Genomic DNA, 25049 nt, shown 5'->3' with positions numbered 1-25049 from the left:
GTACGCCGTCCGGACCGACGGCCCGGATGAGGGGTGGCCGGCGGAACGGACAGCGTGAGGACCGCGGCGGCGCACGAGCCAGTGCGGTGGTAAGGGCGAACCAGGCCCCTTCTTGACCTGAAGGAAGGGATCCCGGGCAGCCCGTCGTCGCCGCCGCGGTCCCAACGCCCCCACCTCCCCCATGAACTCCGCCCGGCGGCGCGAACGTCCTGTCGCGCCAGCCTCGCACCGTCGGGCGGGCACAACGAGAGCGTGGAACCAGGTTTACGGTCCCTGGTTCCACGCTCTTCTTTTCGTACGCGTTTCCAGCGCATCGTTTCTGCGGTGAAGATCGACACCCACGCGGGCGAGCGCACCGCGCTTCTCGCTCCATGCGCCCCTCCCCGCCGCTATCCACTCGTACATGATCAAGAACCTGGTGCGGAGCCTGACCCCGCTCGCGCTGATCCTGTCCCCGCTCGCCGTGCCCTCCCCCGCCCTGTCGGCGAACGTCGCCCTCCTCCCCGACGCTCTCTCCGGCCTCACCGAGGCGACCGAGGAGCCCGCCGGCTACAAGGTGTCCGCCTTCCGCCACTGGAACGCCGGACTCGACCCCGCCGACGGCTGCGACACCCGCGGCGAGGTCCTCCTGGAGGAGGCCGTCGACGCCCCGAAGACCGGCCCCGGCTGCACCCTGACGGGCGGCAGGTGGACCTCGTACTACGACGGGCAGAGCGTCAGCGACCCCGCCGCCCTCCGTGTGGACCACCTCGTCTCCCTGGAGGAGGCCTGGCGGTCCGGGGCCTCCGGCTGGACCGCGGCACGGCGCGAGCAGTACGCCAACGACCTGGGCTCGCCCGGCACGCTCGTCGCCGTCACCGCCCGGAGTCAGCGGGACAAGGCCGGTCGGGACCCCGCCGACTGGGTCCCCTCGGCCTCCTCCCAGTACTGCCGCTACGCCGCCGAATGGGTCGGCACCAAGCTGCGCTGGGGGCTGACCGCCGACAAGGACGAGGTGGAGGCGCTCAAGCTGTTCGCCGACGGGCCTTGCGAGGACACGGTCGTGGTCCGTTCGAAGGCCCCTCGGTGACGGCGAGCGCCAGCGTGACGCCGAGCGAGGCGAGGGCGAGCACCACCATCGCCGTGCGCGGCGAGGTGGCCTGGGCGACGGCGCCCGCGAGCGCCGCGCTCAGCCCCTGGAGGGCGAGCATGCCCGAGGTGTGCAGTCCGAGGGCGTGACCGCTCAGCTCGTCCGGTACGAGGGCCATCAGCCGCTCCTGGTACAGCAGGCTCGCGCCGTAGCCGACCGCGGAGACGGTCACAGCGGCGAGGGCCGCCGGCAGCCCCGGGTCCAGCGCGAAGAGCAGGAACGGGGCTGCCAGCAGGGCCTGCAGCGGGGCGGCGAGCCGGCCCCGGAGCCCGCTCGGCACGAACCGGCCCGCGAGCGTGTCCCCCGCCAGCATCCCGAGCGCGCCGCAGGCGAAGAGCAGCCCGGCGCGCTCGGGGTCGTACGGCACGAAGAGCGACTCGCAGCCCACGATCAGCCCGTTGGGCACCCACAGCGCGACGTACACCCGACGGCGGGCTCGGGACGACCACAGCCGCCGGTTCGTCCGCCAGGTCTCCGCGGCCGACGCCCGGCCGGTCGCGCGTGGTGCGCGCCGGGAGAGGCCGAGGCGGGCGAGGAGGGCGGCGGCGAGGTGGAGGGCGGCGCCGGTGAGCAGGGCCCCGCGCGGCGAGAGCAGGGCGACGAGCAGTCCCCCGGCCGCGAACCCGGCGATCTGGCAGGAGCCGGCTGCCATGTTGAGCGCCGAGCGGCCCAGCAGGTAGCCGTCACGGGACACGATCTCGCCGAGGAGTCCGTACCGCACGCCGCCTCCGACGGAACCGACCAGCCCCGTGCGCGAGCAGGATCGCGAAGACCGCCCCGATCGGCAGCCCGGGCAGGGCCGTCGCGGCGCCGCCCACGGCGAAGAACAGCGCCATGCCGGCCAGCGCGGCACGCGGCGGGAGCCGGCCGGCGGCCGAGAGCAGCGTCGCGGCGCCGAGAAGCTGCGCGAGCGAGGGCCCGAAGAGCGCGAGGGAGGAGAGCAGCGGCGAGCCGGTCTGCCGGAACACGAGCGTGGCGAGGCCGAGGCCGGCCACGGTCTGGGCGCCGACCTGGACGGAGCAGACGAGGAAGAGGGGAGTGAACTCGGGCGTACGGAAGAGCTCGCGGTAGCTACGCATGCGGCGGAGTCTGCGGGGGCCGTCGGGACGGCCGTTATTGTTCCGCGCGGAGGCGAAACGTAGGGCGCGTGGTGGCTCGCGGCAAGGGCGCGACGGCGGCCGGCACGACGTGGCACCCGGCGAGGCGCGGCGGGCGGCGGGCCGGCGGGCGCCTGGGCGGGGGGCAGCGCGGCGTGACAACGGGCACCCGGCGAGGCGCGGCGGGCCGGCGGGCACCCGGCGAGGCGCGCGGCGTGACAACGGGCACCCGGCGCGGCGCGGCGCGCGGCGCGCGGCGGGCGCCTCGGCAAGGGGCAGGCGTGCGGCGTGTACGCCGTGAGGGCATGGCAGGGGCGGGGGCGGAATGGGCTGGTGGCAGATCGACGCGGACGCGCTCGCGGGCAGCCGGTTCCTGGTGTCGCCGCTGGCCGAGACCATCGCCGCGCTGCAGACGCTGGACCTGCCCAAGCCCGCCCACCCGGGCGAGCGTGCGTGGCTCGCGGACCATCTGCCCGCCTACCGGGCGCGTCTGACGGACGATCCGCTCGACGCCCTGCTGGTACGGGCCGCGCTCGGGACCGCGTGGAACGCGGACTTCGTGACGCCCACGCCGCTGGGCGAGGGCGAGCCGGACTTCGACCGGGAACTGGCCCGGATCCGGGAGACCCCGCCCGCGGCGGCGGTGGCGGATCTGGCGGTCTCGCTGGGCGGTCCGGTGCCCGAGCCACTGGCGTCGGCGACCGATCTCCCGTACCGGATGGCGGAGTTGCTCGCCTGGGTGTGGCGGGAGACGGTCCTGCCGACATGGCCACGGCGCCGGCGCGTCCTGGAGGCCGACGTGCTGGCGCGTACGGCGCGGCTGTCACGGAGCGGGTGGGCGGCGGCGCTCGACGAGCTGCGCCCGGGGAGGACGCGCTGGCTCGGGGAAGGACGCCTCCAGATCAACGCGCGCGCGTTCCCGCCGAGATCGGTCGCCGGCGGGCGCCTGTTCCTCGTGCCCGTGACCCCGAGCCGGGGATGGGTCTCGTGGGAGAGGACGGAGCGTTTCGCGATCGTCTACCCCTGCGCGGGAGCCCTCGCCGACGGGGAGGGCCCGGCCGTCCCCTCGGCCCTTGCCGCGCTGCTCGGGAGCGCGCGGGCCGGAGTGCTCGTACGTCTGGAATCACCCCTGTCCACCAGCCAGTTGGTGGCGCTGACGGGTCAGGGGCTCGGTTCGGTGGGGCGGCATCTGAAGGTGCTGCTCGACGCCCGGCTGGTGCGGCGGAGGCGGGCCGGGAGGTCCGTCCTCTACGACTGGACGGAGGCCGGGGCGGCTCCTGGTGCGGGCACAGGGCGGCCCCCGCTCCGGTGCTCTCGGAGCGGGGGCCGTCACCTCTGGCCGTTGATCAGACCTTGAGGGCCTTGATCGCGGTCGGCGCGTGGCCGGGCTCGGTGGCGATCTCCTCGAACTCGGTGACGTCGCTCATGTCGACCGTCTTGCTCATCGCGATGTTGGTGATGCGCTCCAGGATGGCCTCGACGACGACCGGGACCTGGAACTCCTGGGCCATCTTCTTGGCCTCTTCGAGCGCGGCGCCCAGCTCCTCCGGGTCGGTGACGCGGATGGCCTTGACGCCCAGACCCTCGGCGACCTTGACGTGGTCGACGCCGTAGACGCCGATCTCCGGGGTGTTGATGTTCTCGAACTCGAGGTTGACCTCGAAGTTGATGCCGAGGTTGCCCTGCGCCTGGCGGATCAGGCCGAGGTAGGCGTTGTTCACGAGAACGTGGACGTAGGGGACCTTGTGCTGGGCGGCGACCGCCAGCTCCTCGATCATGAACTGGAAGTCGTAGTCGCCGGAGAGCGCGACGATCGGGGTGTCCGGGTCCGCGGTGGCGGCACCGATGGCGGCCGGGATGGTCCAGCCGAGCGGGCCGGCCTGGCCGCAGTTGATCCAGTGGCGCGGCTTGTAGACGTGCAGGAACTGCGCGGCGGCGATCTGGGAGAGACCGATGGTGGTCACGTAGCGGGTCTCCGGGCCGAACGCCTTGTTCATCTCCTCGTAGACGCGCTGCGGCTTGATCGGGATGTTCTCGAAGTGCGTACGGCGCTGCAGCGTGGCCTTGCGCTCCTGCGCGGAGGCGGCCCAGGCGCTGAAGTCCGGCAGCTTGCCCGCGGCCTTGAGCTCCTTGGCGATCTCGATGAAGAGCTCGAGGGCGACCTTGGCGTCGGAGGCGATGCCGTAGTCCGGGGCGAAGATCTTGCCGATCTGGGTGGGCTCGATGTCGACGTGGACGAACTTCCGGCCCTTGGTGTAGGCCTCCATGTTGTAACCGGTGTGACGGTTGGCCCAGCGGTTACCGATGCCGAGGACGAAGTCCGACTCGAGGAAGGTCGCGTTGCCGTAGCGGTGCGCGGTCTGGACACCGACCATGCCGGCGGCCAGCTCGTGGTCGTCCGGGATGGTGCCCCAGCCCATCAGGGTGGAGATGACCGGGATGTTCGTCAGCTCGGCGAACTCGACCAGCAGGTCGGAGGCGTCGGCGTTGATGATGCCGCCACCGGCGACGATCAGCGGGCGCTCGGACTCCAGCAGGAAGTTCAGGGCCTTCGCGGCCTGGGCACGGGTCGCCTGCGGCTTGTAGACCGGCAGCGGCTCGTAGGTCTCCGGGTCGAACTCGATCTCGGTCAGCTGGACGTCGATCGGCAGGTCGATGAGGACCGGGCCAGGGCGGCCGGAGCGCATCAGGTGGAAGGCCTGCTGGAAGACGCCGGGGACCTGCGCGGCCTCCAGGACCGTGGTGGCGGCCTTGGTGACGGGCTTGGCGATCGAGGCGATGTCGATGGCCTGGAAGTCCTCCTTGTGGAGCTTCGAGACCGGGGCCTGGCCGGTGATGCACAGGATCGGGATCGAGTCCGCGATCGCGGAGTACAGGCCGGTGATCATGTCGGTGCCGGCCGGGCCGGAGGTACCGATGCAGACACCGATGTTGCCGGCCTTGGCACGGGTGTAACCCTCGGCCATGTGGGACGCGCCCTCGACGTGGCGGGCGAGGGTGTGGCTGATCCCGCCGACGTTCTTGAGCTCGCGGTAGAAGGGGTTGATCGCCGCGCCGGGCACGCCGAACGCGTTGGTGACGCCTTCGCGCTTGAGGATCTCAACGGCCGCTGCGGCGGCGGTCATACGAGGCATGGAGGGCTCCTGCTTCGGCCAGGCGGAAACGGGTGCGCCACCGTCCCGTGGGCTCGTTTCCGTATTGCGGAAGTATTGTTCTACTATGTGGAAGCAATGTAGGTCGGGGGGCCGAGAGCCGTCAAGAGAGGGCGGTCGGACGTTGGCCGAAGTCCCTCCCCTCCCGTGGCGGATTGGTGGACGATGGGGTCGGGAAGACAGGGGGTCCGGCATGGGGTTCGGTGTGGGTGAGTCGGTACCGGTGCACTGCCCGGAATGCCTCCGTACGCAGCCGTACGCGGCGCCGGTCTTCCCGTGCGCCTGCGGGACGCCGGTGGTGCCACCGGTGATCCCCGGGGCGACGGGCGAGCCGGTCACGCACCGCAACTGGACGGACGAGTGGGTCGCCGTGCGCTGTGTCGCCTGCGGCCGCGAGGACGAGTGGCCCCACCCGGAGCTCGGCTGCACCTGTGGCGCGGTCCTGCGCGTGCCGGTCCGTGCGCCGGGTTCCGCCGACGGCGGTACGTCGCCGGTCACGCCCGCGCTCCAGGGCTCCCCCGGCCGGGCGGACGCCACGGGGCGCGACAGCGGCACCCTGCCGGGCGCGGCCCCGCTCAGGCCCGGCACGGGAACCACCTCCGCCTCCGCCTCCCCTGCGGCCCTGCCGGACGGCGACGCGGACGGCCGTACGAGTGGGGCCGCGGGCGCGCACGTGGACTTCGGCCCGGACCCGGGGGCGCTGCCCGGTACCGCCGCGCCGGAGGCGAGCGCCCCGGCCGGAACGGAACACGCGGCACCGGGCGCGGGCGGGGAGGACGGGCTCCGTGACATCGCCGGCGGCCCCGGCGCGGAAATCGGCCCGGAGACCGGTTCCGGCCCTGTTTCCGGCGCCGACCCCGGTTCCGGCCCTGTTTCCGGCGCCGACCCCGGTTCCGGCCCTGTTTCCGGCGCCGACCCCGGTTCCGGCCCTGTTTCCGGTTCCGGTCCCGATTCCGGACCCGGTCTCGGAGCGGCACGGCGTCGGGCGTTCGCGGAGCGCTACCCCGCGCACATCCCGCTGCCACCCACGGCTCCGCACCCCGCACCCCCGAGGCCGTCGTTCCGGCCGGTGACCATCCGTACCGCCCGGGACGCGGTCGCCGCGTCGGCCGGGTATCTGCGCTGGCTCGGGTTCCGGGACGTCGTCCAGCCCGAGGAACGGTCCGCGTCCGGGGTCGACCTGCGGGCACCCGGCCTCGTCGCCCAGGTCGACCCGAGCACCCGCCCCTCGGCGCTGAGGGCCATCGAGTGCCTCTGGCTGAACGGGCTCAGCAACTCGTCCCTGAGCGTCTTCTTCTCCCTCGCCGGCTACACCCCGGAGGCCCGCTCCCGCGCCGACGAGCTCGGCATCCCGCTCTTCGTCCTCGACCTCACCGGCACGCCCCAGCCGGTCAACGCCCCGGCGGACGAACTGATCACCACCGGCGCCGGACACTAGGTGTTCCAGGAACCTCGGGAGCCTCGCCGTACGTCGTACCGGGCATGATCGTCATACCTGATGCCCGCACGGCCGAGTTGTACGCGCAGTGGTCCCGGACCGGTGCCCGTACCGATCCGGCGGAGGCCGAGCCACTCGTGCTCGACTGTGTACGCCGCCTTGCCTCCGATCCCGGCGGTGAGTCGGCGCATGTGTGGGTGGCCGGGCTTGCGAAGATGGTCCGCTATCTCGCCTGGCGGCCGCGGCCCGAGACGGCGCGGGCCGCTGTCGCCGCGCTCGTGGCCGCCGCGTCGGCGCTGGACGCGACGGGCTGCGGGCACAAGGCGCATCCGTACGAGGAGGAGCTGGAGCACCTCTCCGAGGACTGGGGATCGGTGGGGGCCGCCGCCGACTACCTGATCGGGGAATACCCCGAGAACCCCCGGGTCGACGGCGAGTTGTGCCCTGGCAATGTCGCGGGTATCGCCCGCGTCACGGCCGATGTGATCGCGCCGTTCTCGGCATCCGGGATTCCCGAGGTGGTGCCGGAGGACGATGCGCGATCGGTGCGGGATCTGAAGGAGATCCTCAACGACCACCCCGTCATCGATCCCGCTCCCGAGATCGAGTCCAACGCGGACCACCTGCCCGACCGGCCCACTCGGGGCTCGCTCGCGGGGTACGTCCTCACGCAGCATGTGACGGTTCCGTACGCCGTCCACCGGATCACCCTGCGTCCGGTCTTCGACGCGATGATCCAGGGTCTGGAGCAGGCGCTCGGGCTGCTGGGCGATGCGGGCGGCTGTGCGCACGCGGACGGCGAGCACCCCGGCGAGGACGACCTGTACTACGAGTCGCTGGCCGAGATCGCCTTCCATGTGCGCAGCCCCGGCGGGCGGGCCGAGCTCGCCGGATGGCTGGACGAGCCGGCCGACGTCTGGGTGTGCCCCGACCATCTGCGGGGCCTCGCCGAGGAGTCGCTCGGTGAACTGCGCTCCGCGCACGAGGAACTGTTCGGCGTACGCGACACCAGCGGCCTGGACGCCACGTTCGTACGGCCCGACGGGCGCCTCGACATCGGTGCGCTGACGCAGACGATCGTCGACGCCGACGACCTCGACGACTCCGGTGTCGCGGGCCAGAACGCCGGCCTGTGGGCGGCACGCCGGCACGCGGAGGCCATCGACCCGCACGAGCGGCTCGTCCTGCTGCACCTCGCCCTGTGGGCCGCCTCGGTCTTCGACCTGCCGTACGGCGTGGGGCGCGAGGTGCGCGCCCTGCTGCGGGGTGTCGACCCCGAGCCCCTCGACCACGACTGCCCGCACGGCGACGGCCACCCGGACGCGGCTCTGCGGGAGTCCGTGCACCGGCGCGAGGAGTTCAAGGCGCACCTCGATCACCTCTACGCCCCGGCGGAGTCCGGGGCGCCGGAAGGCGCGTACCCCGTCGACGTATGGGCCTGTGAGAGCCTGCTCGCCGACTGGGCGCGGGGCCCGATCGTCGCGATGGACGAGCGGTACGAGGAGATGGACGAGGAGGATGGCGATGACGGATCGATCCTCCGCTGAGCAGCTGGTCCGCTCCTGGAGCGAGACGGGACAGGACCGCTACGGTCCCTACGACGTCCAGGACCAGGTCGTCCTGGAGTGCGCACGGGCGCTGGCGGACGATCCCGGCGGGGAGCTCGCGTATCAGCGGGTGTTCGGGCTCGTGCTGATGCTGCCGCACACCGAACTGGCCGGCGGGGACGTGCCGCTCGTGGTGGCCGACGCGGCGCGGGCCGTGCGCCGGGAACGCGCGGGGCAGAACTGCGGTCATGCGGAGCACCCGTTCGACGAGCAGTGGGAGGACCTCGTCGACACGCTCCCGGACGTGCTGCTGATGCTGGCCGACGACAGTACGGAGTGGTGGGAGAACCACTCGCGGGAGCAGTGGCTCTGCCCGCGTACCGTCGACGGGTTCGCGGCCATGGTCCTGGAGGCGCTCGAACCCGGATCGGCCCCCGACGCCCCGCCCCTGCTGCCCTTCGCCGCGCAGCGCGCCCTCGACTCGCTCACGGCCGTCCTGGAGGGCTACCCGCAGCCCGGTACGGACGTGGGCGAGGAAGTCGCCGGTGTGAGAAGGGCTTTGACGTATACCGAGGGGGCGGACCGGGCGGGGCATGTGATCACGGCCGCGGCGCTGACCTGGTGGGAGGGGACCGCCCACAGCTCCGACGAGGCGTACGACGCCTTGGTGCGGGGATTCGAGGCGGTGCTCGCCGGGCTCACGGACCCCGCGTGCACCCACGACGAACACCCTGCCCTGCCCCGTTGGGCGACCTCCGCCGTCTGCGTGGGGATTCACCTGAGCAGCGCCGGCGGACGCGGGGTCTACGAGCGGCACGGGCCGTGTCTGAAGAACCCACCGCCGCTGGAGCCGCTGCTGTGCCCGGCGTTCACGGCTTCGGTCGCCCGGGACTCCCTGGCCCGACTGCGCGCGATGCGAGCCGAGCCGGAGCAAGGAGGGACGGAGCGAGGAGGGCCGGAGCGAGGAGGGCCGGAGGAAGGGCCCTAGCCTGTCCGTTGTTGTCGGTGGCACCGCCTACCGTCACGCTCATGGGTCACCACTTCCAGACCGTCGTCGACCTCGACGCCACCGCCGCCGAGGCTCCCGCGCTCGCCGCGCGCGCCCTGGACTGGCTCGTCGCGCAGGGGATCGTGCGCGCCGAGCGCACGAGTTGCGTGCTCGGCGCCCCGCTCGGGCATCCGCCCGGTCCGCGGTGGGCCTCGGCCGTCGAGCACGAGGACTGGGAGCCGAGCGACGGGCTGAACATCGAGATCGGCCGCAGGGTCTTCTTCGGGGGCCAGGGCGACGCCCAGCACGCCACCTGCCCGCACTGCGCCGCGCGTACCGCGTTCTACACCGACGACTGGGAGTACGTGGAAGGGGTCCGGGAGCCCTTCGACACGGCCATGTCCACCTGGTACGAGACGGGCGCGGCCACCGTCGCCTGCGGGCACTGCGGCCACTCCGGCGACCTGACCGCCTGGCGCTGGGCCGACGACTTCTACGCCTTCGGGTACCTCGGCTTCGAGTTCTGGGACTGGCCCGAGTTCACCCCCCGCTTCCTCGACGCCTTCGCCTCGGCGCTCGGCGGCCACCGTGTCGTCCGGGTCTGGGGAAAGCTCTAGGAAACCGGCCCCGAACCGGCCCCGTACCTCAAAAGAACCTCAGAATCCGGCCATTCACGCGTGACGATCACGCTCTCCCGGGCACAACATCTTCGGGGGGTGGCGTCATGCCGTCGGAGATGTGGTGGTTCATCGGCGCGTCCGGCGCGCACATGCTCCTGGGGCTTGCCCTGTTGCGCACCCGCGGCCCCGGCCAGGCCGAACTCGCCCCGCAAGCACTGGCGTTGCTCCGGGGCGGACCACGGGCCGCCGTCGTGGTGGCGCTGGTCGCCCTGCACCAGCGCGGGGCGGTCGCCGCCGGCCGGAAGGGCACGATTCGGGCCAACGGCGGGCCCGGCCGGACCCGTGATCCGCTCCAGCTGGGGGTGCACAGCTCGCTTCGCCGCGCCCTCGGTCTCCGGGTGCTGGCCTCCCAGCCCAGGGCGCGGCGGGCCGTCGACGCCCTGCGGAACGAGCTCGGCCGGTCGGGGCTGCTGCGTCCGCGCGGGCGTCTGCTGGCGGCCCGGGCGCTGCTCGTCGGTGCGGCGGCGGCGATCCCTGCCGGTCTGCTGATCACCGACCCGGCCGGCGCGGCGCTCGCTCCGGCGCTCGCCCTCGGCGCCCTGCCGGCCTGCGCCGCGCTGGCCGGCCTGTTCCTCCCGGCCACGACCCGCGCCGCCCGCCGCCTCCTCGCGGGGCTGCGCGAACGCCACCCGCTTCCCGCCCATCGCCGGGAGGTCACGGACGGCAACCTGGTCCAGCTGTACGTCGCCCTCTACGGTGACCCCGCGCTCGCCCTCTTCCTCCCCCGCTTCTCGCGCGACGGCGGACTGCTCGGCCACGGCGGAGGGACGGACGGCTACGCCACCGACCGCGGTTGGTTCGGCGGCGGATACAGCGGCTGGAGCGGAGGCGAGGCCGGCGGAGGAGCCGGTGGCGCGGCGGGCGGTGGCGGCGGAGGCGGCGGCTCCGACTGACGGCGCGCCATACTCGTCCCATGCGCATCCGAGTGGCCGCACCGGCCGAACTCCCGCTGCTCCAGGACATCGAACGGGCGGCGGGCGAACCGTTCCGTTCCCTCGGCATGGCGGTCATCGCCGAGGACGAACCCCTTCCGCTGGACGTCCTGGAGTCCTACCGACGGTCCGGCCGGGCCTGGGTGGCCGTCGACGAGACCGACCGCCCGACGGCGTACCTGCTGACGGACACCGTCGACGGCGCCGCCCACATCGAGCAGGTCTCGGTCCACCCGGTCGCCGCCCGCCGCGGCATCGGCCGCTCCCTCATCGAGCACCTGGCGGCGGACGCGACCGGGCGCGGGCTGACCGCGCTGACCCTGACGACCTTCGCCGAGGTCCCGTGGAACGCCCCGTACTACATCCGCCTCGGCTTCCGCCCCCTCGCGGACTCCGACCCGGACCTCACCGCCGGCCTGCGCGCCATCCAGCGGGCCGAGGCCGCCCACGGCCTGGCGACCTGGCCCCGGGTCTGCATGCGACGCGAACTGACGGGGGCCGTGCCCAAGCTCCAGCGCGTCTACCCCTCTCCGTAGCGCTGCCTCAGCTCCACCTTCCGCACCTTGCCGCTCACCGTCATCGGGAACTCCGCGAGGATCTCCACCCGGCGCGGGATCTTGTAGTGCGCCAGACGGTCGCGGCAGTACGCCGTGATGTCGTCCAGGGTCGGCGGGTCCGCGGGGTCGCGCGGGATCACGCAGGCCAGGATCTCCTCGCCGTAGCGGGCGTCGGGGACTCCGACGACCTGGACGTCGGCGATCTTCTCGTAGCCGTGAAGGAACTCCTCGATCTCGCGCGGGTACACGTTCTCGCCGCCACGGATGATCATGTCCTTGATACGGCCGACGATCTGGACGTATCCGTCCTCGCGCATCACCGCCAGGTCGCCGGTGTGCATCCAGCGGTCGGCGTCGACGGCTTCGGCGGTCTTCTCTGGTTCGTTCCAGTAACCGAGCATCACGCTGTAGCCGCGGGTGCACAGCTCGCCCGCGGTCCCGCGCTCCACCGTGAGACCGGTGGCCGGGTCGACGATCTTCACCTCGACGTGCGGCAGGACCCGGCCGACCGTGCCCGTGCGCCGCTCCAGGTCGTCGTCGATGCGGGTCTGGGTCGAGACGGGCGAGGTCTCCGTCATGCCGTAACAGATCGACACCTCGGCCATGTTCATCTCGGCGACCACCCGCTTCATCACCTCCACCGGGCAGGGCGAGCCCGCCATGATCCCGGTGCGCAGTGTGGAGAGGTCGTAGGAGGCGAAGTCGGGGAGGTTCAGCTCCGCGATGAACATGGTGGGCACGCCGTAGAGCGAGGTGCAGCGCTCCTGCTCGACCGCGCGGAGGGTGGCCGCGGGGTCGAAGGACGGTGCCGGGATGACCATGCAGGCGCCGTGCGAGGTGGCCGCGAGGTTTCCCATCACCATGCCGAAGCAGTGGTAGAACGGGACGGGGATGCAGATCCGGTCCTGCTCGGTGTAGGCGATCATCTCGCCCACGAAGTAACCGTTGTTGAGGATGTTGTGGTGGGAGAGGGTCGCGCCCTTCGGAAAGCCCGTGGTCCCCGAGGTGTACTGGATGTTGACGGGTTCGTCGCAGGACAGCTCCGCCGGGCGCCGGTCCCCTGCCGTACGGGAGAGCAGCTCGTCCCAGCTCGGGTCGCCGATGAAGACCGTCTCCCGCAAGACCGGGCAGCTTTCCCGGACTTGCTCGACCATCGCCCGGTAGTCGCTCGTCTTGTGCGTGAGGGAGGCGAAGAGCAGGGAGATGCCCGCCTGCTTGAGCACGTACTCCAACTCGTGGGCGCGGTAGGCCGGGTTGATGTTCACCATGATGGCGCCGATGCGTGCGGTGGCGTACTGCACGAGCACCCACTCGGCGCAGTTCACCGCCCAGATCCCGACCCGGTCCCCCTTGGCGACCCCGCTGCCGAGCAGTGCGTACGCCAACCGCTCGACGTCCGCGCCGAACTCGGCGTACGTCCAGCGGCGCCCGGTCGGCACGTCGACGAGCGCCTCGCGCTCGGGCCATGCCGCGACGGCGCGGTCGAGGTTGGCGCCGATCGTGTCGCCGAGGAGCTCGGTGGAGCTCGCTCCGTGTGCGTGGGAGAGGGTCATGCGAGGTCCCCCTCCGCGTACTCCGTGCCCTCGCCCTTCGCCGTACGCTCGCGCAGCTCGATCCGGCGGATCTTCCCCGAGACCGTCTTGGGCAGCTCGGCGAACTCGATGCGCCGTACCCGCTTGTACGGGGCGAGCACCGCGCGCGAGTGGGCGAAGAGCACCTTCGCCGTGTCCTCGCCCGGCTCCCAGCCGTCCGCGAGCACGACGTACGCCTTCGGGACGGCGAGCCGCAGCGGGTCCGGGGCCGGGACGACCGCCGCCTCGGCCACCGCCTCGTGCTCCAGGAGCGCGCTCTCCAGCTCGAACGGCGAGATCTTGTAGTCGGAGGACTTGAAGACGTCGTCGGCGCGCCCGATGTAGGTGATGTAGCCCTCGGCGTCGCGGGAGCCGATGTCTCCGGTGCGGTAGTAGCCACCGGCCATCGCCTCCGCCGTACGCTCCGGGTCGCCGTGGTAGCCGGTCATCAGACCCACCGGATCGGTGGACAGGTCCAGGCAGATCTCTCCCTCCTCGACGTCCGGGCGATGGGTCACCGGGTCGACCAGCGTCACCCGGAATCCGGGGCTGGGGCGGCCCATGGAGCCTTCCTTGAGCCGCTGGCCGGGGCTGTTGGACACCTGGACGGCGGTCTCTGTCTGGCCGAAGCCGTCCCTGATGGTGACGCCCCAGGCCCGGCGCACGGACTCGATGACCTCGGGGTTGAGCGGCTCGCCGGCGGCGACGACCTCGCGCGGCGGCTTCTTCAGCTGCGTCAGGTCGGCCTGGATCAGCATCCGCCAGACGGTCGGCGGGGCGCAGAAGCTGGTGACGCCGTTCCGCTCCATCTCCGCCATGAGGCGCGCCGGGTCGAAGCGGGTGTAGTTGTGGATGAAGACGGTCGCCTCGGCGTTCCACGGGGCGAAGAGGTTGGACCAGGCGTGCTTGGCCCAGCCCGGCGAGGAGATGTTCAGATGCACGTCGCCGGGCTTGAGGCCGATCCAGTACATGGTGGCGAGATGGCCGACGGGGTACGAGGTGTGGGTGTGCTCGACCAGCTTGGGCCGGGCGGTCGTGCCGGAGGTGAAGTACAGCATCAGCGGGTCGTCGGCGCGGGTGGGGCCGTCCGGCTCGAACCGGACCGAAGCGTCCGACGCGTCCTCGTACGAGAGCCAGCCGCCACGCCTTCCTCCCACCACGATCCGGGTGTAGTCCCCCGGTACGTCGTCGAACTTGGTGGTTTCCTCGGCGCGCACGATCACATGCCGGGCCCGGCCGCGCTCGACGCGGTCCCGCAGGTCGGCGGGGCCGAGGAGCGGCGTGGCCGGGATGACGACGGCGCGCAGCTTCATGGCGGCGAGCGCGGTCTCCCACAGCTCGACCTGGTTGCCGAGCATGACGATGATCCCGTCGCCGGCCCGTACGCCTTGGGCGCGCAGCCAGTTGGCGGCGCGGTGGGAGCGTTCGCTCATCTCGGCGAAGCTCATGCGCGTCTCGGTGCCGTCCTCCTCGACGATGTGGAGGGCGGTCCTGTCGTTGCCGGCCGCGATGACGTCGAACCATTCCAGGGCCCAGTTGAACCGGTCGGGGCGGGGCCATGCGAAGCCCTCGTAGGCCGTCTCGTAGTCCTCGCGGTGCTGGAGCAGGAAGTCGCGGGCGGCCCGGAACCTCTCCGTCGCCGTGGTAGCCGTCATGTGTCCTCCTCGTTGCGGGACCGGTCCCGGACATCGTGTAATCAGTGACCCAGGTCTCACTACCCCCGTTCGGGGGTGAAGGAGTGGTCGCGTGCCCGAGCGGACGGATGCGGTGGAGATGCGCGGGGCTCTGCTGCGGCTGCGCCGGGCCACCGGACTGCAGGTGGTCTTCGGCGGACTGCTGCACGAGGGCAGGCCGCTGCACATCACGGAACTGAACGGGGCCGTCACCCCCGCCCTGCACGGACTCGCGATCTCGGCGGGCAGCGGCCTGGGCGGAAAGTGCCTGGCCCTGGCGCGGCCGTGCGCGGTCGTCGACTATCCGTCGGCGCGGCACATCACGCACGAGTACGACGGTCCGGTGTCGGCGGAGGGTCTGCGCTCGGTGATCGCGGTGCCTGTCGTCGTACGGCGCCGGGTGCGCGGGGTGCTGTACGGGGCGCTGCGGGACGCCCTGCCGCTGGGTGAGCGCGTCGCCGACGCGGTGGTGGCGGCGGCGCGGGACGTCGAGCAGGCGCTGGCGGTACGGGACGAGGTGCGGCAGCTGCTGTCGGGACCGGCTGCGGGGCCGTCGTGGGAGGAGGTCCGCCAGGCCCATGGCGAGCTGCGCGAACTGGCCCCTCAGGTCGCGGATCCGCAGCTCAGGGCGCGGCTGTTGGCGGTGTGCGGCCGGCTGGAGACGGCGTCGGCGGGGCCGGAACGCCGGCCGGGCGTGTCGCTGACACCGCGCGAGCTGGACGTGCTGGCGGCGGTGGCGTCGGGAGCGACGAACGCGACGGCGGCGGCACGTCTCGGCCTGCGCCCGGAAACGGTGAAGGGCTACCTCCGCTCCACCATGCGGAAGCTGGGGGCGCACACGCGCCTGGAGGCGGTGGTGGCGGCGCGGAGGGCGGGGGTGCTGCCGTAGCCGGGGTTTCTGGGGTTTCGGCCCAGGGTCTACGACTCCACCGTGCCGAACCCCACCTCGTACGGAACGCCCGGCTGAGCCAGCATCCCCAGCATGCGTACGGCCTCCGCCTCCAGCTCGGCGCGCTGGGGCTTGTTCGGACTGCCGAAGGGCTGGATGATCATCGTCGTGCGCTCTTTGGTCTCCTCCAGACGCCAGAGGCCGGCGAGGAGGCCGTCGAGCAGGAAGACGCAGTAGGCCTGGTTGCCCTTCCAGGTGCGGCTCCTGGCCTCGGGGGAGACGACGCGCGTGCGGTCGGCGTGGGAGAGGACGAGGTTGTCGAACTCCGGGAGGAAGCGCGGCGGTGCGGGGGTGTCCTCGTCGGGGCGCGGGGCGTCGGGCAGGTCGAAGAGTTCGACACCGTGCTCGTCCTGGAAGGTGAGGAGCCGGGGCCGCAGGCGCTCGAAGGCATCGCGGAGACGGGTCAGGCCGCACCAGGTCTGCATGTCCTTGACGGAGGCGGGACCGAACGCGGCGAGATAGCGCAGGACGGTGTCGTCGGGGGCGGGGACGGGTGCGGCGGGGCGACCGAGCCAGGTCTCCGCCGTGGTCAGGGAGACCTGCCCGCTCCTGCGCCACAGGCCGCGCGGTGTGACCTGGACGAGGGGGAGCAGACAGCGCGCGGCGACGCCGAGGGACTGCGGATCGGCGTCCGGCCACTCGACGAGGAGCGCTTCGCGGATCTCCTTCGGAGTACGGGGCCGCTCGTCGACGAACGCGCGGGCGAGGTCGGCGAGCCGGTCGAGGTCGACGCCGGCGAGGCCCTTGCGGAAGATGCCGATCTCGCGGTCGCGGGCGGCCTGGACCAGGGGCCGCAGGGTCAGCACGTCGTCGGCGGTGTGGGTGTGGATGGTGGAGCGCATGGTGACGATGCGGGCGACCTCGCGGGACTCCATGAGGTCGGAGAGGTGCTCGGGCCGGAAGCCGTCGAGCCGGGCGGCGAGCGCGACGTACGGCGGCCTGGTGTTCTGCGCCTGGAGGCCGACGAGGTGCGAGACGGCGTCCTTGGCGGACATTGCGGCGGGGGCGAGCAGGAGCTGGCGGGCCAGCGTGGCGCGGCCCAGCGCGCGGGTGGAGAGGACCGGATGCGTCGCCCTCGTCGTCTTCGTCGTCTTCGTCGTCCTGGGGGCCATGTGCGGCACGCTACTCGGGCTTGAGGACAGGTACGGTCCGCATGCGTGGAGCGGGTGGGCCCGCTCCGTCGCGCTGCCGTAATTCACCCCGTATATCCTGCCGGGAGACCCTGGCCCCGATCATGTACACGGAGATGGACCACGATGTCGGAGCGCCGCCCTCGCGCCGCCTGGCGCCGTCAGCCGGAACCGCCGGCCGCGCCGCCCGAGCAGCCGCCCGGTCCCGGGGCCGCCGTACCGGCCGACCGGCCGAGCGTGGTCCAGGCGACCGTCTACCGGGACGGCCGCCGGGTGTCCTCCCCCGCCACGCTGGCCGAGACCTTCCGGCAGCTGCGCGAGTACCCGGACGGCATGGCCTGGATCGGCCTGCACCGCCCGACGGAGGCCGAACTCCACTCGCTGGCGGGCGAGTTCGACCTGCACGAGCTGGCCGTCGAGGACGCCTTGGAGGCGCACCAGCGCCCGAAGCTCGAACGCTACGGCGACACCCTCTTCGTCGTCCTGCGCGCGGCCCGCTACCTGGACGCCCAGGAGGAGGTGGACTTCGGCGAGCTCCACATCTTCGTGGGCCAGGACTTCGTGATCACGGTCCGCCACGGAGCGGCCCCGGACCTCTCGGCGGTCCGCCACCGCATGGAGGAGAACCCCGACCTCCTGGCGCTGGGCCCCGAGGCGGTGCTGTACGCGATCCTGGACGCGGTGGTGGACGGCTACGCCCCGGTGGTCGCGGGCGTCCAGAACGACATCGACGAGATCGAGACCGAGGTCTTCGGCGGCGACCCGGCGGTCTCCCGCCGTATCTACGAACTCTCCCGCGAAATGGTCGAGTTCCAGCGCGCCACCCGCCCTCTGGTGAGCATGCTGCACGGCCTGATGGCAGGCTTCGCCAAGTACGGCACGGACGAGGAACTCCAGCGCTACCTCCGCGACGTCGCCGACCACGTGACCCACACGAGCGAACGCGTGGACGGCTTCCGCCAGGCCCTGACGGAAATCCTGACGGTGAACGCGACCTTGGTGACGCAACAGCAGAACGCGGAGATGCGGGCACTGGCGGAGGCGGGCTTCGAACAGAACGAGGAGATCAAGAAGATCTCCTCCTGGGCCGCCATTCTGTTTGCACCCACGCTGGTGGGAACGATCTACGGCATGAACTTCGACGCGATGCCGGAGCTGGACTGGGCTTTCGGCTACCCCTTCGCGATTCTGCTGATGGCAGCGGTGTGCACGAGCCTGTACTTCATCTTCAAGCGACGGGACTGGCTGTAGATGGCCGAGCTCGACGACTGATCATCTTCGCATCAGCGAACGACGCAGAGGGGTCGTTTCGAGGCTCTGGGGAGAATCTGGGGAGACGCGCGGCGCTGGGGAGCGAGCGACTGCCTCCCCCGCCTTCGGTTCCCTACCCCGTGACGCGGCTTGCCGGAAGTCGTGCCGCCGTCGCGGCAGTCACTAAGAGTGGCGAACCCTGCCACCCCAAACGGCCGCCGGGCCCAGTCAGTTCGCACAACGAAAGCGGGTGGCACAGCATCTGCCCCTCGAGCAACCTCGGTCAGGCCGATGAGTTTGCCGGTTGCCTGAAGTCTCCCCCTGTGACGTTCCCGCCCCGTCGGCGGATCGGGAAACGCCGGATCCCGGTGTCATGGAGGAGAGAGGGAGGCCAGGATGAACAACCCGATTCGGCTGTACATGTCGATGTCGCTCGACGGCTATATCGCCGGCCCGGACGATCGGCCAGGGCAGGAGCTCGGACGTGACGGTGGACGGCTCTTCAACTGGCTCGACGACCGGGAGTCCGACGGTCCGAGCGGCCAGGTCTTCCGCGAAGCGATGGCGACCGGCGCGGTGATCTCCGGCCGTCGGACTTTCGAACTCGCCGGGCGCTGGCAGGGCGACCACCACGACGGCGTGCCGATCTTCGTCCTCACCCACCAGGTGGCTGACGGTGACGTGCCACCCGGCCACGCGCGTTTCGTCACCGATGTCGAGGACTGCGCCCGTCAGGCTCGCGCAGCCGCAGGGGACCGGCCGGTCATGGTCCATGGGGCGGGGGCGGCCCAAGCACTTCTCCGATCCGGGCAGGTGGACGAGATGGAGATCCACCTGATTCCGGTCCTCCTCGGGGACGGCCGACGGCTGTTCGACCACCTGGGTGGTGATCACATCGAACTCGACCTCGTCCGACGGCTCGAGGACCAAGACGTCACGCACCTCCGCTACCGGGTACGTCGACCCGAGGAGGCCGCGTGAAAACGCTCTTCGTCGCCTACCGCGTCACCGACCTGGACCGCTCGCTCGGTTTCTACACCGCCTTGGGCTACGTCGAACTGGGCAGGGTCGAGGGCGGCGAAGGGGCTCGCCTCGTGATCCTCACGTTCCCCGACGAACCGGCGGCCTCGCTCGAACTCGTCCACCGCCCCGGCGACGGACCGGTCGACGTGGGCAACGGTTTCGACCACCTCGCGATCCAGGTGGAAACGCTCACCACCACCCTGGAGACGCTGACCGAAGCCGGCCTGGGGCCCGAACCCCTCCAGTACCCGGGCGGCCCTCACGGCCCGAAGACGTCGTGGCTCACTGACCCGGACGGTTACCGGATCGAGTTGGTGGAGTGGCCGCCCGGACATCCCGACGGCATCACCGCAGCAGACTTCGCCTGAGGCGGCCACGGTCTGTGGAGTGACGCTGCTCCCCCTCGACGCGACCGCGGCGCAACGCGAGGCGACATCCCACCCCTGCCACAGGTCCTGACGTACGCAGGCGGCTCCCCCACCCTCGTGAGGAGGTCATCGCCCGCGTGCCTGAAGCCACAGGACTACTCCTGTCCTGGTTGCGAGGCCACCTGGCCGAGGCCGAACAGGACGCGGCGGAGGCGCTGCGCTTCGCGGAACTGGGAAACTTCACTGGCGCGACTCACAGACGCCCTCGCCCTGCATGCCCGTCTGAGTCCCGAGGACCTCGCCAACGCCCTGCTCCAGGGCTCACCGTCAGCCACAGCGCGCGTGACGACATCGCCCTGCTCATCGTCCGCCTGTGACGCTCAGGGCTTCCCGATCCGCACCACGTCGCCCGCACGGTTGCTCGCCAGGATCTCGATACGGACTCCGGTGTCGGGGTCGGTGAAGTCCTGGCCGGGCGCGTACGCCGCCATGTCGAGCTGGGTGCAGCCCTGGGGCGGGGTGGTGGTCGGATTGGCGTTCATGACGCGGACCGGTCCGTAGCCGGTGTGGGCGGCGGAGTCGACCTTGTAGATGAGGACGCCGGTGGAGCAGGTGTTCTCATCGTTGCCCTCGGCGCGGCGGGACTCCGCGACGTAGGCCGTCGTCTCACCGGTGCGCACGACGGCGATCTTGGTGCCGCCGGGGCGTTCCACGGGGTTCAGCAGGACCGTGCGGTGCCCGGACCCGGGAAGGCAGGTGACCTGGTCGTCGCGTGTCCAGCCGAGCTTCCAGGAGTGCCAGCCCAGGAACTGCGGGGCGTGGCCCGCGATGTTGCCCATGACGTCCCAGCCGCCGACGAACCCGTGGGTCGGGGCGTTGAAGGAGTAGAGGTCGGGGAGGCCGAAGGTGTGTCCGGTCTCGTGCGCCACGACCTTGTGGCCCCAGCGCCACATGTCCTGGCCGAAGGTCACCGCCCACTTGACGCGATTCCCGTCGGCGGTCACTCCGGACGTGGCGGGGTCGTAGAGGTACGTCGGCGAGAACGGGATCGCCTTCGCCGCCTTGTTGGCGACGACGTGGACCATGTCATAGCCGGCGAAGTCCACCTGCGGATCGGCGGCCGTGACGGCGTCGCGCAGGTATCTCTCGTGGGCCTCGAAGGTGAGGCCGCGCGCGTAGTCGTACGACGTGGAGGCGGCGGGCATGCGGATCCAGCGGCGCACGGGGGTGATGTCGAGCTGGAGGCGGCCGTAGCTGGCCTGGTTCATCCACTCGGCGGCGGGCGCGAGGTGTGCGGCGTAGTCGTCCGTGGAGTCGGTCGCCGGCGCATCGGGGAAGTCGACGAACAGCATCAGAACACGTCGGGTTCCGGTGGACGGCTGGAACTGGACCCGGTCGGTGGCATGGCCTTCGTCGGTCCAGCCGGTCCTGCCGGGCAGCGCGCAGTCGGCGGCGGGCGCGGGAGCCTGGGGCCGGTCGGCCGCGGGCGGGGCCGCGGTGGCCGCCGTCGGGGCGGCGAGGCACGAGGCCAGGACGAGGGTCGCGGTGAGGCAGCGCAGGCCGGCCGTCGGCAGAGCGGGCATGTCTCTCTCCTTACTTCGGGGTCGTTGGAGTCGTCGGGGGGGCGGAAGGCGGGCAGGGGGAAGGCAGGGCAGGGGCGGGCACAGACGGCGGGCAGGTGAGGCCGTTACGCGCGGCCCGCCGCCAGGTCCATCAGCCGGGCGAGGACGCGGCCGCCGGAGGCGGTGACACCGTCGTGCTCCCACTCGTTGGTGACCCAGACGCGCGTGGAGGCGACCTCGCGGGCGGTGCCCAGCGAGAGCTCGGCGTCCACGTACATGTCGTCGTGGTAGACGACCGCGGCGACGGGCACCTCGTTACGGGCGAGGCGCCGGAGGTCGTAGAGCGGGGGCCAGTCGGTGCGCCGGGCCAGCAGGTCCGCGGCTTCCTCGAAGGGGCACAGACCCCTGATGTCGCGGAACATCCAGGGATAGATCATTTCACCGGTGAGGAGAAGGGGGTCGGCGTCCTCGGCGAACTCCGGGAAGTCGCCCAGAGCGCGTGCGGCGGCCCAGCCGGTGGGCCTCTCCCCCTGGCCGTACAGCGTCTCCTGCATCACGGCGAACAGCGGGTTGTCGGTGAATCCGGTGAGGCCCATCACCTGGTGGAGAAAGGTGTCGGTCAGCCGCCCGTCCCCATCGAGGGCCTCGTCGAGCAGCCAGTGGACGCGTTCGAATCCGTCGCCCATGCCGAGGGCGAGGCCGAGGGTGCGCAGCCGGCGGGTGGTGAGGCGGTCCCCGTCGGGCAGGCGGACGTCGTCGGCCGCGAGCAGGTCTGCGATCTTGCGGAGGTGGGCGGCGTCCTCCGGGTAGCGGCCGTAGTAGTCGAGGACGCGGTCGCGTACGCGCGGATAGGTGCGGGCGTACACGTCGTCGGCGGTGGCCGTGAGGCCGGGCAGGCCGCCGGTCACGTAGCAGGCGCGCAGGCCCTCGGGGGCGAGGGAGAGGTAGGTGAGCGTGAGGAAACCGCCGTAGCTCTGCCCGAGGGTCTCCCAAGGGGTGTCGCCGCAGAGTCTGCGGCGGATCAGTTCCGCGTCCCGCACGATCGCGTCGGCCCGGAAGTGGGCGAGATACCAGGCGAGGTCGGCAGGGCAGGCGAACCGGGTGGCGGACCGTGCGGTGACGGGCGTGGAGCGGCCCGTGCCGCGCTGGTCGAGCAGCAGGACCCGGTGGGTCTTGAGCGCCTGGGGCAGCCAGCCGGGCGAACCGGCGGACGGACGAGGCGACTTGCCGCCCGGGCCGCCCTGGAGGTAGAGCAGCCAGGGCAGCCGGTCGCCGGCGCGAGCCGGGTCGGCGACCTCGCGGGCGAAGACCTCGATGGAGGGGCCGTCGGGTGAGCCGTGGTCCAGCGGGACGCCGAAGACGTGGTCGACGATCGCGTACGCGGGATTCATGGATCCCTTCTCGGTGACGTGTGACATTGCATGCCCGGGCCCGGGGAGTGCATGGCGTGCATGGCTCACTATGGGGCGGCCGCCCCTCTTCCGGGCAGCTCTCGTACGCGCATAACCCCGCGTTATGGCACCGGGCCGGGCCCGTCGCCCAGTGCGGAGATCAGATCGCGCCGGCCGGGCACAGGGTGTACGTCCGGGACGCGGTGTAGAACTCCAGGGCCGCCCGCCCCTGTTCGCGCGGGCCGTGGCTGGACGCCTTGGTGCCGCCGAAGGGCAGGTGGAAGTCGACGCCGGTGCTCGGGGCGTTGATCCTGATCATGCCGGTGTCGAGCCGGTCGAGTCCGGCGAGGGCGGTGTCCAGACCGGCCGTATGGACCGAGGTGACCAGTCCGTACGGGACGGCGTTGGCGATCCGCACCGCGTGGGCGAGGTCGTCGGCGGGGAGCAGGGCCGCGAGGGGACCGAAGACCTCTTCCCGCAGCAGCCGGTGGTCGTGCGGCGCCTGTTCGACCAGGGTCGGGGACACGTACCAGCCCGGCCCGTGACTCCCCTCGGGCCCGGCGCCGCCCGCGAGGACGCGCAGGCCGCTCGCGGCCTCGGCGACCCGGTCGCGGGCGGCCGCGCTGATGAGCGGCCCGCACACCGTGGCCGCGTCGGCAGGGTCGCCGACCGGTACGGCCCGCAGGGCCTCGGCGAGCGCCTCGCGCAGGGGGCCGAGGGCGGCTCCGACGGCGATGACACGGCTGGTGGCAGTGCACTTCTGCCCGGCGTACCCGGCGATCGCCGCCGCGATGTGCGCGGCGGCCCGCGCGATGTCGGCGTCCGGCAGGACGATCGCGGCGTTGAGGCCGCCCATCTCGGCCTGGACCGGGATGCCGCGGGCCGACGCGGCGCGCGTCACCGTCCGGCCGGCGGCGGTGGAGCCGGTGAAGGAGACGGCGTCGGCGGCGTCCACGAGCGCGGCTCCCTCGGCCGCCCCGCCGGGCAGCACGGTGAACACCCCCTCGGGCAGCGCCCCCTGCACGATCTCGGCGAGCTTCTGGGCGCAGGCCGTGGCCTCGGGGGCGGGCTTGAGGACGACGGTGTTCCCGGCGGCGAGCGCGGGCGCGCTCTTCCAGCTCGGAATGGCGAAGGGGAAGTTCCACGGGGTGATCAGGCCCGCGACACCGTGCGGGCGGCGCCGGGTCAGGAGTAGTCCGGGGCCCGCGGCGGTCTCGTGGACGGTGCCGGTGGGCTCGTAGGGCGCCTGGGCGTAGTAGCGCCAGACGGCGGCGGTCCGCGCCACTTCGGCCCGGGCCTCGGTGAGCGGCTTGCCGACCTCGCGTACGGCGAGCGCGGCCAACTCGTCCGCCGCGGCCTCGACGGCGGCGGCCACGGCCCCGAGCGCGGCGGAACGGGCGGCCGCCCCCGCCGGCAGCCAGGCGGGCTGGGCGGCGCGGGCGCGCTCGACGGCGTCGGTCGCGGCGCGGGGGCCGGGCGCCGATATCCGCAGGAGTACGTCGTCGGGGTCGGCCGGGTTGCGGGAGACGAGGGTGGATGGGGTAGCGGTCACAGGAGGAAACCTCCGGGGAAGGGGTCGTCCGGGTCGAGGAAGTACTGGGCGGTTCCGGTGATCCAGGCCCGGCCGGTCACCGTCGGTACGACGCCGGGCCGGCCGCCGACCGTCGTCTCGCCGACCAGGCGGCCGGTGAACTCCGTCCCGATGAACGACTCGTTGACGAAGTCCCGCTCCAGCGGCAGCAGTCCGCGGGCGTGCAGCTGGGCCATGCGGGCGGAGGTTCCGGTGCCGCAGGGCGAGCGGTCGAACCAGCCGGGGTGGATGGCCATGGCGTGGCGCGAGCGGACGGCGTCGGAGCCGGGGGCGGCAAGATAGACGTGCTTGACGCCGCCGATGGCCGGGTCCTCGGGGTGGACGGGACGGTCGGGGCCGGCGTTGATCGCGTCCATGATGGCGAGGCCCGCCGAGAGCAGGTCGTCCTTGCGGGCCCGGTCGAAGGGCAGGCCGAGGGAGTCGAGTTCGACGAAGGCGTAGAAGTTCCCGCCGTAGGCGAGGTCGTACGCGACCTCGCCTAGGCCCGGGACCTCCACCGTGCGGTCGAGGGCGGCGCAGAACGCGGGGACGTTGGTGAGGGTGACCGCCCTGGCAGCACCGTTCTCGACGTGGACGTCGGCGCGGACGAGGCCGGCGGGGGTGTCGAGGCGGACGGTGGTGACGGGTTCGGTGACCGGCACCATGCCGGTCTCGACGAGGACGGTGGCGACGCCGATCGTGCCGTGGCCGCACATCGGCAGGAGTCCGGACACCTCGATGTAGAGGACTCCGTGATCGGCGTCGGGCCGGGTGGGCGGCTGGAGGATCGCCCCGCTCATCGCCGCGTGGCCGCGCGGCTCGTACATCAGCAAGGTCCGCAGGTGGTCCAGGTGCTCGATGAAGTGCAGCCTGCGCTCGGCCATGGTGGCGCCGGGGATCACCCCGACGCCACCGGTGATCACCCGGGTGGGCATCCCCTCCGTGTGCGAGTCCACCGCGTGGAAGACATGACGGGTGCGCACGAGGATTTCCTTTCGGTGTGCGAGCCGGCTCGCTGGGAGCCGGTTGGGCGCGTGAGCC

The 25049-nt window shown here is 72.2% G+C and carries 19 protein-coding genes and 2 pseudogenes; 12 read left to right on the top strand and 9 right to left on the bottom strand.

The features are described from left to right. The first annotated feature begins 403 nt into the window (after nt 1-403). A complete protein-coding gene (locus tag ACFYV5_RS02190) occupies nt 404-1069 on the top strand; it encodes a DUF1524 domain-containing protein (RefSeq protein WP_355106802.1) in 666 nt (221 codons plus the stop codon). Here the strand turns inward: ACFYV5_RS02190 and ACFYV5_RS02185 are convergent. Further along, nucleotides 1005-2208, bottom strand: a pseudogene (locus ACFYV5_RS02185) (MFS transporter). The gene ACFYV5_RS02190 and the pseudogene ACFYV5_RS02185 sit on opposite strands and share 65 nt — an antisense overlap. Nucleotides 2209-2551: 343 nt before the next feature. On the opposite strand from ACFYV5_RS02185, the gene ACFYV5_RS02180 reads away from it, so the two are divergent. Beyond that, complete coding sequence (locus ACFYV5_RS02180; RefSeq protein WP_389163272.1) at nt 2552-3583, top strand: transcriptional regulator; 1032 nt, start codon at nt 2552-2554, stop codon at nt 3581-3583. On the opposite strand, the gene gcl is transcribed toward ACFYV5_RS02180, so the two are convergent. After that, nucleotides 3573-5360 carry a glyoxylate carboligase gene (gene gcl / locus ACFYV5_RS02175; RefSeq protein WP_389163270.1) on the bottom strand — a complete coding sequence of 596 codons (1788 nt, stop codon included), beginning with the start codon at nt 5358-5360 and terminating at the stop codon, nt 3573-3575. The two genes, ACFYV5_RS02180 and gcl, sit on opposite strands and share 11 nt — an antisense overlap. Nucleotides 5361-6381: 1021 nt before the next feature. On the opposite strand from gcl, the pseudogene ACFYV5_RS02170 reads away from it, so the two are divergent. The 6 genes and pseudogenes from ACFYV5_RS02170 to ACFYV5_RS02145 all read left to right on the top strand — a co-directional run. Continuing rightward, nucleotides 6382-6816: pseudogene (locus tag ACFYV5_RS02170) on the top strand (hypothetical protein); the annotation flags it as partial. 44 nt (nt 6817-6860) lie between these two features. After that, nucleotides 6861-8363 (top strand): hypothetical protein, encoded by a 1503-nt coding sequence (locus ACFYV5_RS02165; RefSeq protein WP_389163268.1) that lies wholly within the window; start codon nt 6861-6863, stop codon nt 8361-8363. Continuing rightward, complete coding sequence (locus ACFYV5_RS02160) at nt 8341-9351, top strand: hypothetical protein (RefSeq protein WP_389163266.1); 1011 nt, start codon at nt 8341-8343, stop codon at nt 9349-9351. Before ACFYV5_RS02165 ends, ACFYV5_RS02160 begins: the two co-directional genes overlap by 23 nt. A gap of 41 nt (nt 9352-9392) precedes the next feature. Next, nucleotides 9393-9968 (top strand): hypothetical protein, encoded by a 576-nt coding sequence (locus ACFYV5_RS02155; RefSeq protein ID WP_389163263.1) that lies wholly within the window; start codon nt 9393-9395, stop codon nt 9966-9968. Between the two features lie 107 nt (nt 9969-10075). Next, nucleotides 10076-10924: a TIGR04222 domain-containing membrane protein gene (locus tag ACFYV5_RS02150; RefSeq protein ID WP_355106791.1), complete on the top strand. Its 849-nt coding sequence runs from the start codon at nt 10076-10078 to the stop codon at nt 10922-10924. Nucleotides 10925-10944: 20 nt separating this feature from the next. Then, the gene (locus ACFYV5_RS02145; protein ID WP_389163261.1) at nt 10945-11499 is read left to right on the top strand and encodes a GNAT family N-acetyltransferase; all 555 of its coding nucleotides are present in this window, start codon (nt 10945-10947) and stop codon (nt 11497-11499) included. Here the strand turns inward: ACFYV5_RS02145 and ACFYV5_RS02140 are convergent. Both ACFYV5_RS02140 and ACFYV5_RS02135 read right to left on the bottom strand, forming a co-directional pair. After that, nucleotides 11484-13073, bottom strand: coding sequence for an AMP-binding protein (locus ACFYV5_RS02140; protein ID WP_389163259.1), 1590 nt, complete (start codon nt 13071-13073; stop codon nt 11484-11486). The genes ACFYV5_RS02145 and ACFYV5_RS02140 overlap by 16 nt on opposite strands. Further along, nucleotides 13070-14746 carry an AMP-binding protein gene (locus ACFYV5_RS02135; protein ID WP_389163255.1) on the bottom strand — a complete coding sequence of 559 codons (1677 nt, stop codon included), beginning with the start codon at nt 14744-14746 and terminating at the stop codon, nt 13070-13072. The genes ACFYV5_RS02140 and ACFYV5_RS02135 overlap by 4 nt, the downstream gene beginning before the upstream one ends. A 91-nt stretch (nt 14747-14837) precedes the next feature. Here ACFYV5_RS02135 and ACFYV5_RS02130 point away from each other — a divergent pair, with 91 nt between their 5' ends. Next, nucleotides 14838-15653, top strand: coding sequence for a LuxR C-terminal-related transcriptional regulator (locus ACFYV5_RS02130; protein WP_389163252.1), 816 nt, complete (start codon nt 14838-14840; stop codon nt 15651-15653). Nucleotides 15654-15682: 29 nt separating this feature from the next. On the opposite strand, the gene ACFYV5_RS02125 is transcribed toward ACFYV5_RS02130, so the two are convergent. Next, nucleotides 15683-16825 (bottom strand): winged helix DNA-binding domain-containing protein, encoded by a 1143-nt coding sequence (locus tag ACFYV5_RS02125; protein ID WP_389163249.1) that lies wholly within the window; start codon nt 16823-16825, stop codon nt 15683-15685. A gap of 144 nt (nt 16826-16969) precedes the next feature. On the opposite strand from ACFYV5_RS02125, the gene ACFYV5_RS02120 reads away from it, so the two are divergent. The 3 genes from ACFYV5_RS02120 to ACFYV5_RS02110 all read left to right on the top strand — a co-directional run bounded on the left by ACFYV5_RS02120 (nt 16970) and on the right by ACFYV5_RS02110 (nt 19485). Beyond that, nucleotides 16970-18094 (top strand): magnesium and cobalt transport protein CorA, encoded by a 1125-nt coding sequence (locus ACFYV5_RS02120; protein WP_389163246.1) that lies wholly within the window; start codon nt 16970-16972, stop codon nt 18092-18094. Nucleotides 18095-18490: 396 nt separating this feature from the next. Beyond that, nucleotides 18491-19075, top strand: a complete 585-nt coding sequence (locus tag ACFYV5_RS02115; protein WP_389163245.1) for a dihydrofolate reductase family protein — start codon at nt 18491-18493, stop codon at nt 19073-19075. Then, the gene (locus ACFYV5_RS02110; RefSeq protein ID WP_355106755.1) at nt 19072-19485 is read left to right on the top strand and encodes a VOC family protein; all 414 of its coding nucleotides are present in this window, start codon (nt 19072-19074) and stop codon (nt 19483-19485) included. Before ACFYV5_RS02115 ends, ACFYV5_RS02110 begins: the two co-directional genes overlap by 4 nt. A 380-nt stretch (nt 19486-19865) precedes the next feature. Here the strand turns inward: ACFYV5_RS02110 and ACFYV5_RS02105 are convergent, their stop codons facing one another. The 4 genes from ACFYV5_RS02105 to ACFYV5_RS02090 form a co-directional block, all read right to left on the bottom strand. Next, nucleotides 19866-21068, bottom strand: coding sequence for a M6 family metalloprotease domain-containing protein (locus ACFYV5_RS02105; RefSeq protein WP_389163242.1), 1203 nt, complete (start codon nt 21066-21068; stop codon nt 19866-19868). 104 nt (nt 21069-21172) lie between these two features. Continuing rightward, nucleotides 21173-22438, bottom strand: coding sequence for an alpha/beta fold hydrolase (locus ACFYV5_RS02100; protein WP_389163239.1), 1266 nt, complete (start codon nt 22436-22438; stop codon nt 21173-21175). Nucleotides 22439-22598: 160 nt separating this feature from the next. Then, a complete protein-coding gene (locus tag ACFYV5_RS02095) occupies nt 22599-23990 on the bottom strand; it encodes an aldehyde dehydrogenase family protein (protein WP_389163237.1) in 1392 nt (463 codons plus the stop codon). After that, entirely contained in the window at nt 23987-24991 is a 1005-nt protein-coding gene (locus ACFYV5_RS02090; RefSeq protein ID WP_389163234.1) for a proline racemase family protein, read from the bottom strand. Before ACFYV5_RS02090 ends, ACFYV5_RS02095 begins: the two co-directional genes overlap by 4 nt. Nucleotides 24992-25049 lie beyond the last annotated feature (58 nt).

Origin of the sequence: Streptomyces sp. NPDC003035 (genome assembly GCF_042888285.1) — a bacterium.
GTDB lineage: Bacteria > Actinomycetota > Actinomycetes > Streptomycetales > Streptomycetaceae > Streptomyces.
The sequence above is the reverse complement of the archived record's forward strand: the minus strand, read 5'-3'. Positions and strand labels throughout refer to the sequence as shown.